The sequence below is a fragment of the Mycobacterium sp. PSTR-4-N genome (genome assembly GCF_022348085.1).
Lineage (GTDB): Bacteria > Actinomycetota > Actinomycetes > Mycobacteriales > Mycobacteriaceae > Mycobacterium.
Genome location: NZ_JAKRFN010000025.1, coordinates 77,850 through 91,803 on the forward strand (window position 1 = coordinate 77,850; position 13,954 = coordinate 91,803).

General features: G+C 69.4%; 13 protein-coding genes. 7 read left to right on the top strand and 6 right to left on the bottom strand.

Annotation, left to right across the window (positions count from 1 at the left end):
- Positions 1-36: 36 nt before the first annotated feature.
- The 4 genes from MHN84_RS25415 to MHN84_RS25430 form a co-directional block, all read right to left on the bottom strand.
- Positions 37-1,005, bottom strand: coding sequence for a 4-(cytidine 5'-diphospho)-2-C-methyl-D-erythritol kinase (locus MHN84_RS25415; protein ID WP_241207290.1), 969 nt, complete (start codon positions 1,003-1,005; stop codon positions 37-39).
- 133 nt (positions 1,006-1,138) lie between these two features.
- Positions 1,139-2,080 carry a 16S rRNA (adenine(1518)-N(6)/adenine(1519)-N(6))-dimethyltransferase RsmA gene (rsmA, locus tag MHN84_RS25420; protein WP_241207291.1) on the bottom strand — a complete coding sequence of 314 codons (942 nt, stop codon included), beginning with the start codon at positions 2,078-2,080 and terminating at the stop codon, positions 1,139-1,141.
- A complete protein-coding gene (locus MHN84_RS25425) occupies positions 2,077-3,204 on the bottom strand; it encodes a resuscitation-promoting factor (RefSeq protein WP_241207292.1) in 1,128 nt (375 codons plus the stop codon). The genes rsmA and MHN84_RS25425 overlap by 4 nt, the downstream gene beginning before the upstream one ends.
- A 79-nt stretch (positions 3,205-3,283) precedes the next feature.
- A complete protein-coding gene (locus tag MHN84_RS25430; protein ID WP_241207304.1) occupies positions 3,284-4,147 on the bottom strand; it encodes a TatD family hydrolase in 864 nt (287 codons plus the stop codon).
- A 17-nt stretch (positions 4,148-4,164) separates the two neighbouring features.
- On the opposite strand from MHN84_RS25430, the gene metG reads away from it, so the two are divergent.
- The 4 genes from metG (at position 4,165) to MHN84_RS25450 (ending at position 9,100) form a co-directional block, all read left to right on the top strand.
- Complete coding sequence (gene metG / locus MHN84_RS25435) at positions 4,165-5,709, top strand: methionine--tRNA ligase (protein WP_241207293.1); 1,545 nt, start codon at positions 4,165-4,167, stop codon at positions 5,707-5,709.
- 88 nt (positions 5,710-5,797) lie between these two features.
- Positions 5,798-6,973, top strand: a complete 1,176-nt coding sequence (locus MHN84_RS25440) for an NAD(P)/FAD-dependent oxidoreductase (RefSeq protein WP_241207294.1) — start codon at positions 5,798-5,800, stop codon at positions 6,971-6,973.
- Complete coding sequence (locus tag MHN84_RS25445; protein WP_241207295.1) at positions 6,970-7,851, top strand: RNA polymerase sigma-70 factor; 882 nt, start codon at positions 6,970-6,972, stop codon at positions 7,849-7,851. Before MHN84_RS25440 ends, MHN84_RS25445 begins: the two co-directional genes overlap by 4 nt.
- A 7-nt stretch (positions 7,852-7,858) precedes the next feature.
- Complete coding sequence (locus MHN84_RS25450) at positions 7,859-9,100, top strand: aminodeoxychorismate synthase component I (protein WP_241207296.1); 1,242 nt, start codon at positions 7,859-7,861, stop codon at positions 9,098-9,100.
- Here the strand turns inward: MHN84_RS25450 and rsmI are convergent.
- Complete coding sequence (gene rsmI, locus MHN84_RS25455) at positions 9,070-9,909, bottom strand: 16S rRNA (cytidine(1402)-2'-O)-methyltransferase (RefSeq protein WP_241207297.1); 840 nt, start codon at positions 9,907-9,909, stop codon at positions 9,070-9,072. The two genes, MHN84_RS25450 and rsmI, sit on opposite strands and share 31 nt — an antisense overlap.
- Before the next feature lie 66 nt (positions 9,910-9,975).
- On the opposite strand from rsmI, the gene MHN84_RS25460 reads away from it, so the two are divergent.
- Positions 9,976-11,484 carry a dolichyl-phosphate-mannose--protein mannosyltransferase gene (locus MHN84_RS25460; RefSeq protein ID WP_241207305.1) on the top strand — a complete coding sequence of 503 codons (1,509 nt, stop codon included), beginning with the start codon at positions 9,976-9,978 and terminating at the stop codon, positions 11,482-11,484.
- Positions 11,485-11,501: 17 nt separating this feature from the next.
- On the opposite strand, the gene arcA is transcribed toward MHN84_RS25460, so the two are convergent.
- Entirely contained in the window at positions 11,502-12,704 is a 1,203-nt protein-coding gene (gene arcA, locus MHN84_RS25465) for an arginine deiminase (protein ID WP_374238424.1), read from the bottom strand.
- Positions 12,705-12,748: 44 nt separating this feature from the next.
- On the opposite strand from arcA, the gene soxR reads away from it, so the two are divergent.
- Positions 12,749-13,183: a redox-sensitive transcriptional activator SoxR gene (soxR, locus tag MHN84_RS25470; RefSeq protein ID WP_241207299.1), complete on the top strand. Its 435-nt coding sequence runs from the start codon at positions 12,749-12,751 to the stop codon at positions 13,181-13,183.
- A gap of 35 nt (positions 13,184-13,218) precedes the next feature.
- Positions 13,219-13,827 carry an alpha-ketoglutarate-dependent dioxygenase AlkB gene (locus MHN84_RS25475; protein ID WP_241207300.1) on the top strand — a complete coding sequence of 203 codons (609 nt, stop codon included), beginning with the start codon at positions 13,219-13,221 and terminating at the stop codon, positions 13,825-13,827.
- Positions 13,828-13,954: the final 127 nt, after the last annotated feature.

Consider the following 13,954-nt stretch of genomic DNA (forward strand, 5'->3'; position numbering starts at 1 on the left):
GCGGACTTTGAGGGATTCGTCACACGTCGCCGACGGTCACGCCGACGGTGTCGCGCTGGGCACCACCCTGGCGCCGTGCACCGGGCCACTGGCCACCCGCACCGTCCGGCACACCCCGGCGCCCGCCAATTCGGTGCCCACGTCCACCGCCGACCCCGCCGACCCGCAGAGGAATGCGCACGTGGGCCCGGAGCCGGACACCACCCCGGCCAGCGCGCCCGCCTCGACGCCGGCGCGCAGGGTACGTCGCAGCCCCGGATCGAGGGTCAGCGCCGCCGGCTGCAGATCGTTGCCCAACAGCGGGGCCAGCGCAGCCGGGTCACCTGTGGCCACGGCGGCCAGCACCGGCTCGGCGGACTCCAGCCGCGGGGGCAGGCTGTGGTCCTGCAGATCACGCAACCGGTCGACCTCGCCGAACACCCGGGCGGTCGACAGCCCCCCGTCTGAGAACGCGAGTACCCAGTGAAAGGTGTTGCGGGTCAACACCGTTGCCAGCTCTTCGCCACGACCGGTGCCCAGTGCCGTGCCGCCGTGCAACGCGAACGGCACGTCGGAGCCGAGTCGGGCGGCCAGTGCGTGCAGATCCCGGCGGGGCACGCCCAGCTCCCACAGCTCGTTCATCGCGACCAGAACGGCGGCGGCGTCGGCGCTGCCGCCGGCCATCCCGCCGGCGACCGGAATCGTCTTCTCGATCGCGATCGCGACGTCGGGCGCACGTCCGACGTGCTCGGCCATCAGCTCGGCCGCCTGCCACGCGAGGTTACGTTCGTCGGTCGGCAGCGAGTCCGCGCCTTCCCCGCTGATCTCGAGACTCAGCACATCGGCGGTCGTGACCGTGACCTCGTCGAGCAGCGAGACGGCATGGAACACCGTGGACAACTCGTGGTAGCCGTCGGGGCGGCGGTCGCCGACCTCCAGATACAGATTGACCTTGCCGGGCACCCGGACCGTGACCGAACCGGTGGGAACCCACTCGGGGGCGGTATTACCGTCGCGCGCGGACACCGAACGACCCTAACGCCGCGATGAAGCCAGGGTGAACCCCACTCGGGGAATGTGCCGTCGCCCAGCCAAGGCTTCGCCGGCTTCCGCCACGGCCCTCCCGGCGCACACGCTCAGACCGACGTCGGCCCAGGACCTACGGGGAGGTGACCTGAGCGTCGAGTCCGTCGGAGGTGGACTCGACGGCCGCAGCCGGGGCCGCCTTCGGGACGATGTGCCAATCCGCGTTGCGCTGCAGCAGCCGCACGAAGTCCGCGATGGCCAGCGTCTCGCCGCGACGCGAGGGGTCGATGCTCGCGGCCAACAGTCGGCTCGCCGACTCGTTGCCCGACCCCGCCCACTCGGCGAACGCGTTGCGTGCGGTCTTGCGGCGCTGCGCGAACGCGACGTCGACGAGCTCGAACACCTGCTGGCGGAACTCGGCGTCGGTGGGCCACGGAGACGTCTCGTAGCGGTCGATCCGGACCAGCCCGGAGTACACGCGCGGGATGGGCCAGAACACCGTCGGCGAGACCATGCCGTAGCGCCGCACGTTGCCGAAGAACCGCACCTTCGCGCTGGGCACGCCGTAGTCCTTGCCACCCGGCTCGGCGGCGAGGCGCTCGGCGACCTCGGCCTGGACCATCACCATCACGGTGCGGATGGACGGGAACTCGGCGAGCAGGTGCAACAGTGCAGGTACAGCAACGTTGTAAGGCAGATTCGCGACCAGCGCGGTGGGCTCGTCGTCGAGATCCTCGCGGCGGAACGTCAGGATGTCGCGGTTGAGCACACGCAGCCGGTTGATCTCGCTGTGCGAGTGGTCGGCGATCGTCGTGGGCAGCTGTTCGGCCAGCACGGGATCGATCTCCACGGCCGTCACCCGGGAGCCACGATCGAGAAGGGCCAGGGTCAGCGACCCGAGTCCGGGGCCGACCTCCAGCACGTGATCGTTGCGGTTCACCCCCGACGCGGAGACGATGCGCCGCACCGTGTTGGCATCGTGGACGAAGTTCTGACCGAACGATTTCCGGGGTCGGAAATCAATCGACTTTGCCAAGTGACGAATCTCAGTTCGCCCGAGCAGCCGAATTGTCATGACGCACCGATCCTTCCACTACAGACCGGCCACGCACCCCAACCCTGGCGCGCCCTGGTCACTTCAGCAATTGCGATCTGCTCTTCTCTCGTTGCCAGATCTGCACGCTGAGCATACCTCAGACCACCGTTTCGCTCCCAGGTGTTTTGGTCAAATTGGACGCCACCAAAAAATCCGTTGCCCGTGTTGATCGCCCAATTACCTCCCGCTTCGCAGCGAGCGAGGGCATCCCACTGACCCGGGTTGGACACCGGCGGCACCTCGGTGCCCGGCTTGGCACCGATGCGTAGAACCCCGTCACGGGCGGGAACCACGATGACATTGGCTACTGGCATTCTGCCTGTTTCGGCGCCATTGACGCGGGCAACCGCGAATGTGACGTCCTGAGTCCCGGGCATGCCGGGATCCTCGACGACCTGGCGGCTCATGTTGAGCGTGACGTCGGGGATCTGCTGGTTGTTCGGGGCGAGCGGGAGTCGCTCAGTGACCTTCTCGATGCGCACGCGGGTGACCGTGATCCGCATGCCATCGACGATGGCAGCCGAAGGTGCTGGATTCACGATGTCACTTTGCTGAAGCGGCGCCCCGGCGGCGTCGAGCAGCGCTGCGACATTCGGCGCCGCGAGTCGCACGGTCCGCACCGCGCCGCCGTCGTCGAGCTGAACTGTTTTGGGGCTCACCACCGGTAGGGCCATCCCGCCGAGCGGCACGCGGCTGCCGCGCGACGCGGCCAGCGGCGCCTTGTCGGTCATCCGCAGCTGCGCGAGTGCCTCCTGCACGGTCGACGCCGTTGTCCACACCTGCTCGGTGCCGCCGCCGTCGGTGGAGATCTCGAGGGGACGGCTGCGCCGCAACACGATCGTGTCGGACTGGTGCACAGGCGTATCGGCGGCCGGGAACAGGTCGTCGCGCTCGCCGACATCGAAGCCGTTTTCCTTCACGACATCGATGACTCGGCTCTTCATCGTCGGCACCGTCATTGACGCACCATCGACGGTGAGCGTCACCGTCTTGTGCATCGCGACCGCCGCGCCGCCCGCGAAGACGAGCGCCAGCAAAGTCGCCAGGACCAAGGCCCGCAGAATGGGCGAACGCGTTCGATGAAGTCTGGTGATGGCATTCACGATGTCGTCGACCCCAACTTCTTGGACGCGCGCAGCTTCTGTACGCGCGTGCAGTATCACAAGACGGTAACGAAAAGGCCTACGTGCGGCAACTCTGCAGGCCGTAGACACGCTCCGCCGCCACCGAACTCTGTTCGGCGATCACTTCCGGCGCCCGGCCGACGAGTTCGGCCAGCGCACGAACAGTGTAAGGGAGGCAGTAGGGCTCATTCGGTGCGCCGCGGAACGGATGAGGGGTCAGAAACGGGGCGTCGGTTTCGACGAGCAACTGGTCCGGCGGGATCAGCGGCGCGGCTTCCCGCAGCGCACGGGCGTTTTTGAAGCTCACTGTGCCGGACAGGCTCAGCAGCCACCCCTCGTCGACGCAGCTGCGCGCCATCTCCGCATCGGAGGAAAAACAGTGGAAGATCACACTCTCGGGGGCGCCTTCTGCGCGCAGGACGTCGAGTACCTCGGCGTCGGCGTCGCGATTGTGGATCATCAACGGCTTGCCCGTGCGCTTGGCGAGGTCGATGTGCCAGGTGAACGCCTCCCGCTGAACCGCCGGCTCGGCACATCCCTCCAGGCGCCCGGGCCAGTAGAGGTCGAGGCCGGTCTCCCCGATCGCCACGACCCGGGGATGCACCGCGAGGGTCTCGATCGTCGCGCGCGCATCCTCGGTCAACGCACCGGCACGGGTGGGGTGCAGCGCCACCGCGGCGTAGACCCGGGCATCCCATTCCGCGGCGGCGACGGCCCACTGCGCCGAGTCCAGGTCGTCGGCGATCGTGACGACGGCGCCCACCCCGACACGTGCGGCCCGGTCGAGGATGACCCGCACGTCCTCGGCGGTGCGCGCACCGCAGGCATCGAGATGAGTGTGTGCGTCGATCAGCGGGGCCAGCGGCTCGGGAAGCGGCGGCGGCTCACGCCGCTGTCGGGAGGAGGAGCTCACCGTCCACACCTTAGGGTGAAGCACAAATGAGCGAGCCTTACTACATCACGACGGCGATCGCCTATCCCAACGGCGACCCCCACGTCGGACACGCCTACGAGTACATCGCCACCGATGCCATCGCCCGCTTCAAGCGGCTCGACGGCTTCGACGTCAGGTTTCTCACCGGCACGGACGTGCACGGGCTGAAGATGGCCGAGACCGCGGCCAAGCTCGGCGTCCCGACCGCGGAACTGGCGCGCGCGAATTCCGACGTGTTCGAGAAACTGCAACGCAAGCTCAACGTCTCGTTCGACCGCTTCATCCGCACCAGCGACGACGACCACTACGAGGCGTCGAAGGCGATCTGGCGCCGCATGGTCGATGCGGGCGACGTCTACCTGGACAAGTATTCGGGCTGGTACTCGGTGCGCGACGAGCGCTTCTTCGCCGAGAACGAGACCGAGGTCGGCGAGGACGGGGTCCGGACGGCCATCGAGACCGGCACACCCGTGACGTGGACCGAGGAGGAGACCTACTTCTTCCGGCTCTCCGCCTACGCGGAGCGGCTGCTCGCCCTCTACGCCGAGCACCCGGAGTTCATCGAGCCGGACGTGCGCCGCAACGAGATCGTCAGCTTCGTCTCGGGCGGGCTGCGTGATCTCTCGATCTCCCGCACGACGTTCGACTGGGGCGTTCCGGTACCCGACCACCCCGACCACGTCATGTACGTGTGGGTGGACGCGCTGACCAACTATCTGACGGGCGTGGGCTTCCCGGACACCGAGTCCGCGGCGTTCCGGCGGTACTGGCCGGCCGACCTGCACATGATCGGCAAGGACATCATCCGGTTCCACACCGTCTACTGGCCGGCGTTCCTGATGTCGGCGGGCATCGAGCTGCCGAAGAAGGTCTTCGCGCACGGCTTCCTGTTCAACCGCGGCGAGAAGATGAGCAAGTCGATCGGCAACACCGTCGACCCGGCCAACCTGGTCGACACGTTCGGGCTCGACCAGCTGCGCTACTTCCTGCTGCGTGAGGTGCCCTTCGGTCAGGACGGCAGCTACAGCGAGGACGGCATCATCGCGCGGATCAACGCCGACCTGGCCAACGAGTTCGGCAACCTGGCGCAGCGCTCGTTGTCGATGGTCGCCAAGAATCTCGACGGCATCGTGCCCGAACCCGGCGACTTCACCCCTGAGGATCTCGAGCTGCTGGCCGCGGCCGACGAGCTGTTGGAGCGGGTGCGCGCGCACTACGCGGCGACGGCCATGCATCTGGCACTGGAGGCGATCTGGTCGGTGCTCGGCGCGGCGAATCGCTACTTCTCGGCACAGGAGCCGTGGGTGCTGCGCAAGACCGACCCGCAGCGCTTCGCCACGGTGCTCTACACCACGCTCGAGGTGGTCCGGATCGCGACGCTGCTCAGCCAGCCGGTGATGCCGGAATCGACGTCCCGCCTGCTCGACCTTCTCGGCCAGCCTGCCGATCAGCGCTCTTTCGCCGCCGTGCCGGTTCGGCTTGCTCCCGGTGCCGCACTGCCGGCGCCGAGCGGGGTCTTCCCGCGATACCAAGCCGACCCCCAGGGATAGGCGCAGGTGTGATACGCATCACGTCGTGTCACACCGAGGCGGTCACCGGTGTCTCGAGGTCACAAGCACCTCGGATGAAGGAGACACCATGACCGAATCCCAGCCCCGCGTCGTTGTCATCGGCGGCGGCTACGCCGGCGTGATGGCCGCCAACCGGTTGATGTCACGTGACGATCTGACCGTGACGTTGGTGAACCCGCGACCGCAGTTCGTGGAGCGCATCCGACTGCACCAAATGGTCGTCGGGAACCACGATGCGGCCACGTCGTACGACCGCGTGCTCAACGGCGGGGTGCGCGTCCTCGTCGACAGCGTCGCACACATCGATGCCGCCGCCCGCCGCCTCGCACTGTCCTCCGGGGCGGAGCTGGCGTACGACTACCTCGTCTACGCCGCGGGCAGTACCGGTGCGGCCCCGGCGTCGGTGCCGGGTGCGGCCGAGTTCGCCTATCCGATCAGCGAGTGGGAGCACGCCGAGGCACTGCGCGAACGGCTGGCCGACGTACCGCTGCCCGGGCCGATCGTCGTGGTCGGGGCGGGCCTGACCGGCATCGAGACGGCCGCCGAACTCGCCGAGGCCGGCCGCCCCGTCACGCTGGTGAGCACCGAGATCGGGCCGTCGCTGAGTCGGCCCGGCCGCCGCTCGGTGACCAAGCGTCTGCGCCGACTGGGGGTGACGATGCTGGATGGCGCCGGGGCGTCGGTCACCGCGGTCGGGCCCGATCACGTCGTGCTGGCCGATGGCCGCCGGCTCGGCAGCGCCGCGACGGTGTGGAGCGCCGGCTTCGGCGTTCCCGCGCTGGCCGCGACGAGCGGCCTGACCACCGACGGGATGGGGCGGCTCATCACCGACGAGACGTACACCAGCCTGGACGACGAGCGCATCGTCGGCGCGGGCGACGCCGTGGCGCCGTCGCGGCGGCCGTACCGGATGAGCTGCCAGGCGAGCCTGCCGATGGGGGTGCTGGCCGCCGACACCGTGCTGGCACGGCTGGCGGGCGACGAGCCATCGCAACGGTCGGTGCCGATGACCGCGCAGTGCATCAGCCTCGGGCGGCGCGCGGGCACCCTGCAGCTGCAACGCAAGGACGACACCCCGGTCCCCGTGTTCATCGGCGGGCGTGCCGGCGCGGTCATCAAGGAACAGGTGTGCCGGTGGACGGTGACGTGGATGGCCGGTGAAGCCGCCGCGCCGGGGTCCTACCGGTCATTGAAGGGGCCCGAACGCACCGCTCCCGCGCCCGAGACGGTGGCGAACCGGTGAGCGAACACGCCGAGCGGTTCACCGCGCTGCGGCCGCTGCTGTTCACGATCGCCTACGAAATCTTGGGCAGCGCAACGGAATCCGACGATGTTCTGCAGGAGAGCTATCTGCGGTGGGCGCAGGTCGAGCTGAGCGGGGTGGCCGACACCAGGGCCTACCTCGCCCGGCTCGTCACCCGCCAGGCACTCAACGCCCTGCGCGCCCAGTCCCGGCGGAAGGAGACCTACGTCGGGCCGTGGCTCCCCGAACCGCTACTCACCGACGCCGATCCGTCGGCGGATGTGGTGCTCGCCGAGTCGGTCTCGATGGCGATGCTCGTGGTGCTGGAGACGCTGAGCCCGGACGAGCGCGCGGTGTTCGTGCTGCGCGAGGTGTTCGGCTTCGACCACGACGAGATCGCTTCGACGCTCGGCAAGTCGACGGCCGCTGTGCGGCAGATGGCCCACCGAGCACGGCAACACGTGCAGTCCCGGCGCAAACGCTTCGAGCCCGTCGACCCGCAGTTCTCGGCGGAACTCACCACGCGGTTCTTCACCGCGGCGGCGACCGGGGACCTCGACGGGCTGATGGCCATGCTCACCCCGGACGTCGTGTGGACCGCCGACAGCGACGGCAAGGTGAGCGCTGCGCGCCGGCCCGTCGCCGGAGCCGAACGCGTCGCCCGCCTGGTGATGGGCCTGGTTCGGCTGGGCGGGCCCGAGGGCCGCGTCGAGCCGGCCGTGTACAACAACACGCCGGCACTGGTGCTCTACACCGGCGACCGGCTCGAGGGCGTGGTGCTGATCGACATCAACGACGGCAAGATCGCGAACTTCTATGCGATGCGCAACCCCGAGAAGCTCGCCACGGTGATGGTGCCGCGGCGTATCGGCCGATAATGACCCGGTGCGCATCGACCGGCTCGGCACCCTGGGCGCTGCCCCGTCGGTCCTGCGCGCGCTCGCGACCGCAGCCGCCCAGCGAGGCCTACCGCCGCCGGCCGCCCTGATCGGCGACTGGTTCGGCTCACGCGCGGTGATCGCGCCGAGCGTGGCGGTGTCCCCCGTGCCGACCGGCTCAGCGTTCGACGTTCCCGTCGGGGCGCGCGACGACGGCCCCGTAGGCGGCGGATGGTTCGGCCACCTGTCCTACCCCGACCCGGGTGCCGACGGGCGTGGACCGCGGGTGCCCGAGGCCGCGGGCGGCTGGTCGGACACCGTGCTGCGGTGCGCCGCCGACGGCACCTGGTGGCACGAAAGCCTCAGCGGCGCAGCGATAGCCGACTGGGTCGGTGAGGCACTACAGGCGCCTGCGGCACCGAAGCCGGCCTCCGTCACATGGCGTGACGCGGATCGCGAGGCCCACCAGCGCGGCGTGCACGCATGCCTGGCGGCGATCGGCGCGGGCGAGGTGTACCAGGCGTGCGTGTGCACACAATTCCGCGGCACCCTGCACGGCGAGCCGGTCGACTTCTTCGCCGACGCGGTGGCGCGCACCGCTCCCGCGCGGGCCGCATTCCTGGCGGGCGCCTGGGGTGCGGTCGCATCGCTGTCTCCGGAGCTGTTCCTGCGCCGATGCGGCGAGGCCGTCATCTCGAGCCCGATCAAGGGCACGCTGCCCCGGCACGCCGACCCGGCCGAGCTGCGCGCGTCGGTCAAGGACGTCGCGGAGAACATCATGATCGTCGACCTGGTCCGCAACGATCTGGGCCGGGTCGCCCGCACCGGGACCGTCGTGGTGCCCGAGCTCCTGGCCGTCCGCCCGGCGCCGGGGGTCTGGCATCTGGTGTCGACGGTGTCGGCTCGGGTTCCCGTCGACGTGCCGATGGCCGCGATCCTCGCGGCGACCTTCCCGCCGGCCTCGGTCACCGGGACGCCGAAGACTCGGGCTCGGGAGCTGCTCCGCCAGTGGGAACCGCAGCGTCGCGGAATCTACTGCGGCACTGCCGGTTTGGCGTCGCCTGTGGCTGGATGCGAGCTGAACGTCGCGATCCGCACGGTGCAGTTCACCGCCGAGGGCGATGCCGTACTCGGCGTCGGCGGCGGTATCACCGCGGACTCCGATCCGTTGCGCGAGTGGGAGGAGTGCCTCCACAAGGCGGCGCCCATCGTTGGCGATCAGGCGCGGGCGCGCAGCACCGCGTCGTAGAGCTCCCGGCGAGACGGAGCGCCGGGGTGTGCCGCAACCACCTGCGCGCAGGCGTCCTTGACCCGCAGCCCGTCGTCGTCGACAAGCCGGTTCACTTCCTCGACCAGCACATCGGGGTCGGCCGTCGGCGTGGCTCCTGCGAGCACCACGGTGATCTCACCGAGCACCGGACCGGTGGCCCACTCGGCCAGCTCGCCGAGCGTCCCGCGCACGATCTCCTCGTGGGTCTTGGTGAGCTCCCGGCACACCACGGCGCGCCGGTCCGGACCGAGCACCTCGACCGCGTCGGCCAGGCACTCCGCCAGCCTGCGCGGGGATTCGAAGAACACACACGTACGCAGTTCACTCGCAAGACCGTGCAACCACGTGGCGCGCGCAGCCTTCTTGCGTGGGGCGAAACCCTCGAAGCAGAACCGTTCCGACGGCAGCCCGGCGACGGCCAGCGCGGTCGTCACCGCCGACGGTCCCGGTAGGCAGTGCACCGGCAGGCCGGCCTCCACACAGGCGGCCACCATCCGATAGCCGGGATCGCTGATGAGGGGCATGCCCGCATCGCTGACCAGCAGCACCGTGGCGCCACCGCGGATGTCGTCCAGCAGCGCGGGAACCCGCGACGCCTCGTTCTGGTCGTAAAGGCTGACGATGCGCCCGGACGGACGGACCTCGAGCGCGGTCGCGAGCGTGCGGACCCGCCGCGTGTCCTCGGCGGCGATCACATCTGCGCTGGCCAGCGCCCGGATCAGCCGGTGGGAGGCATCCGACGGCTGGCCCAGCGGCGTGGCGCCGATGAGCAGTCGTCCGGCAGTCATGCTCCACAGCCTACGATAACAGGCGTGACCGCCCCGCCCGACGAGCTCGTTGTCGCGCGTCGCGCAGTGCCGGTCATCTCCCCCGGGCCGCTGGTACCGGTGGCCGACTTCGGACCGCTGGACCGCTTCCGCGGCTGGGCGATGACGCTCGTCATCACCGCGCTGGCCGCGGTGACACGCTTCCTCAATCTCGGCTCGCCCACCGACGCCGGCACGCCGATCTTCGACGAAAAGCACTACGCGCCCCAGGCCTGGCAGATGCTGCACAACCACGGTGTGGAAGACAATCCGGGCTACGGCCTGGTGGTGCATCCGCCGGTGGGCAAGCAGATGATCGCGCTGGGCGAGGCGCTGTTCGGCTACACCGGCGTGGGGTGGCGGTTCACCGGAGCGATGTGCGGCGTGGTGATGGTGCTGCTGGTGGTGCGCATCGCCCGGCGGATCAGTCGCTCCACCCTCGTCGGGGGCATCGCCGGGCTCCTGCTGATCGCCGACGGCGTGTCCTTCGTGACCGCCCGGACCGCGCTGCTGGACATCTTCCTGGTGTTCTTCGTCGTCGCCGCATTCGGCTGCCTGATCGTCGACCGGGACCAGGTCCGCGAACGCATGCACGTCGCGCTGATGGCCGGCCGGGTCGCCGAGACCCGCTGGGGCCCTCGCCTTGGTGTGCGATGGTGGCGCTTCGGCGCCGGCGTGCTGCTCGGGCTGGCCTGCGCCACCAAGTGGTCGGGGCTCTACTTCGTGCTGTTCTTCGGGGTGATGAGCGTGGCGTTCGACGTGGCGGCGCGCAAGCAGTACCGCGTGCCGCGGCCGTGGCTCGGAGCGCTGCGCCGCGACGTCGGACCGTCGCTGTACGCGCTGGTGGCCATCCCGTTCAGCGTGTACCTGGCGTCGTACGCGATGTGGTTCGCGTCCGAGACCGGGGTGAACCGCTATGAGGTCGGGCGCTCCATCGGGCCGGACAGCGTGGTGCCGCTGCCGGATGCGATCCGCTCACTGTGGCACTACACGTATGCGGCGTTCCGTTTCCATTCCGGGCTGACCAACGCCGACGGCAACCACCATCCGTGGGAGTCCAAGCCGTGGACGTGGCCGATGTCCCTGCGCCCGGTGCTCTACGCGATCGACAACCAGGACATCCCCGGCTGCGGCGCCCAGTCGTGCGTCAAGGCCGTGATGCTGGTCGGCACGCCGGCGATGTGGTTCCTCGCCGTCCCTGTTCTGGTGTGGGCGCTGTGGCGCGCGTTCGTGAAGCGCGACTGGCGGTACGCGGTGCTGCTGGTCGGCTACGGCGCGGGATTCCTGCCGTGGTTCGCCGACATCGACCGGCAGATGTACTTCTTCTACGCCGCGACGATGGCGCCGTTCCTGGTCATGATGATCGCGATGATCGCGGGCGACATCCTGCACGCGCCGCGGCAGAGCTCCGAACGGCGGACGCTCGGACTACTCGTCGTGAGCCTTTATGTGGCGCTGGTGATCACGAACTTCGCGTGGCTGTACCCGGTGCTGACGGGCCTGCCGATCTCACAGGGGACGTGGAACATGCAGATCTGGCTGCCGTCCTGGCGCTAGCCCCTTCTGCCGCGCGGCTAGAGCGGGTCGCGGGCGGCCGGGCACGACATGCAGCGCGGCCCGCCGCGGCCGGTGCCGAGTTCCGACGCCGCGATAGCGAGCACCTCGATACCCGAATCACGCAGCCGGGCATTGGTTTCGGTGTTGCGCTCGTAGGCGACCACCACACCCGGCGCCAGCGCGAGCGTGTTGTTGCCGTCGTCCCACTGCTCACGTTCGGCGGTCACCGGATCGAGGCCTGTGTCGATGACGCGCAGCTTGCCGATGCCCATCGCGTCGGCGGCGACGTCGACGAACGGGGCGGCGCGGTCGATGCGCACGCCGTCGGCGGAGCGTCGGATCGGGAACGCGGTCAACGAGTCGACGATGTTGGGGTACATCACCACCGCATCGGTGTCGACCATCGTGCACACGGTGTCCAGGTGCATCTGCGCCCGCTCCTGCGCGATCGGCACCGCCAACACGGTGTGCGCCAACCCGTCGTCGAACAGGCTGCGCGCCAAAGCTTCCGCGCCGGCCGGCGTGGTGCGCTCCCCCACCCCGACCGCGACGACGCCGGGGCCGAGCAACAACACGTCGCCGCCCTCGACTGGGGCCGAGCGGGATTCGTAGGCGCGACGCACCCCGAGGAACCGCGGGTGGTGGGCGTAGATCAGATCGGTCAGCGACGTCTCCCGCACCCGCGCGTGCATGGACAGCGACGTGATGGCCACCCGCGGCCCGATCCAGAAGGACGAGTCCCGGGTGAACAACAGATTGGGCAGGGGGTCGATGACGAAATCTCCGCCGTGATGCATGCGTCGAACCAGGGACAGCTCGTTCTCCCCGAACGGCAGCTCGTCGAACGTCATACCCGCCATCAGCACGTGGGCCAGCGCGCCGGCGTCGAGGGTGCGCAGATACATCGAGAGTTCCTGCGCCAGCGGCACTCCCAGCCGTCGCGCGTCGACGGCCGCGGAGATCCCGTGCATCCGTGCGGCACCGCTGTGGGCGAGCGCCTCGCTGAGCAGATCCCCCAGCAGCAGCACCTCGACGCCGCGGGATGCCAGCAGTGCGGCGAACGCGTCGTGTTCTTCCTGGGCCCTGCCCACCCAGGGCAACCCGTCGAACAGCAGTGTGTCGTTGTTGCGCGGCGTCAACCGTTTCAGCTCGGCGCCGGGCCGGTGCAGGATCACCGTCCGCAACGTGCCGACCTCCGAGTTACACCCGAGCTCTGTCACAAGTAGCACCGTAGCGGGAAAGCGACCTCAACTAGGGTTTACCTATGACCAGGGCGCAAGAGCTCACACCGGGCGAGATGTCGGTGCGCAGCGGCGTGGCGGTGTCGGCGTTGCATTTCTACGAACGCGAGGGCCTGATCTCGTGTCGCCGCACGAGTGGCAACCAGCGCCGCTACCCCCGCGAGACCCTGCGCCGGGTCGCGTTCATCCGGATGTCGCAGCGGCTCGGCATCCCGCTGGCGCGCATTCGCGAAGCGCTGGCGACCCTGCCTACAGACCGGACCCCGACGAGCAAGGACTGGGCACGCCTCTCCGCGGGGTGGCGCGACGACCTCGACGAGCGCATCACCCACCTCGAGCGGCTCCGCGACAACCTCGCCGGGTGCATCGGCTGTGGGTGCCTGTCGCTGAAGACGTGCACGCTCGCCAACCCCGACGACGTACTCGCCGCCCACGGCCCGGGCGCAGCGCGCCTCTAGGCGAGATCGAACGCCTGTGCGATAAAGTGGTGGCCATGGAGCAGGCGGTGCAGAGCTCTTTGTTCGACGAGGCTGATCGGCGGGAGCTGGGCGACGGAGCGTGGCTGGAGGTGCGCTCCGGCTGGCTCGCCCAGGACGGCGTCTGCGACGACGCACTCTTCGGCGAACTCCGCGACGTGATCCCGTGGCGGTCCGAGCGCCGGCAGATGTACGACCGCGTGCTCGACGTGCCGCGGTTGGTCAGTTTCCACCACCTGCTGGACGAGCCCGCGCCCCATCCGCGCCTCAAGCAACTGCGGCGGCGGCTCAACGACGCCTACGCCGGCGAGCTGGGCGAGCCGTTCGTCACCGCAGGCCTGTGCCTCTACCGCGACGGCAACGACAGCGTCGCCTGGCACGGTGACAACATCGGCCGCAGCCGTACCGACGACACCATGGTCGCCATCGTCGGCCTGGGCGCGACGCGCGTCTTCGCGTTACGTCCCCGCGGTGGCGGGCCGTCCCTGCGTATCCGGCACGGCCACGGCGACCTGCTGGTGATGGGTGGTTCCTGTCAACGCACCTGGGAACATGCGATTCCCAAGACGGCGCGACCGACCGGTCCCCGGATCAGCATCCAGTTCCGGCCGCACGACGTCCGCTAGCCGCTGATATAGATCGAGTTAGTCCTTCTCAAATGCCTCCGGAGGTGTCAGGAAGGGATCTGTAACCGATCTCTTTGGGGTCCGTATGTTGACGCGCGCGGACCTCCTGACACGCCCCGGAGGTGTC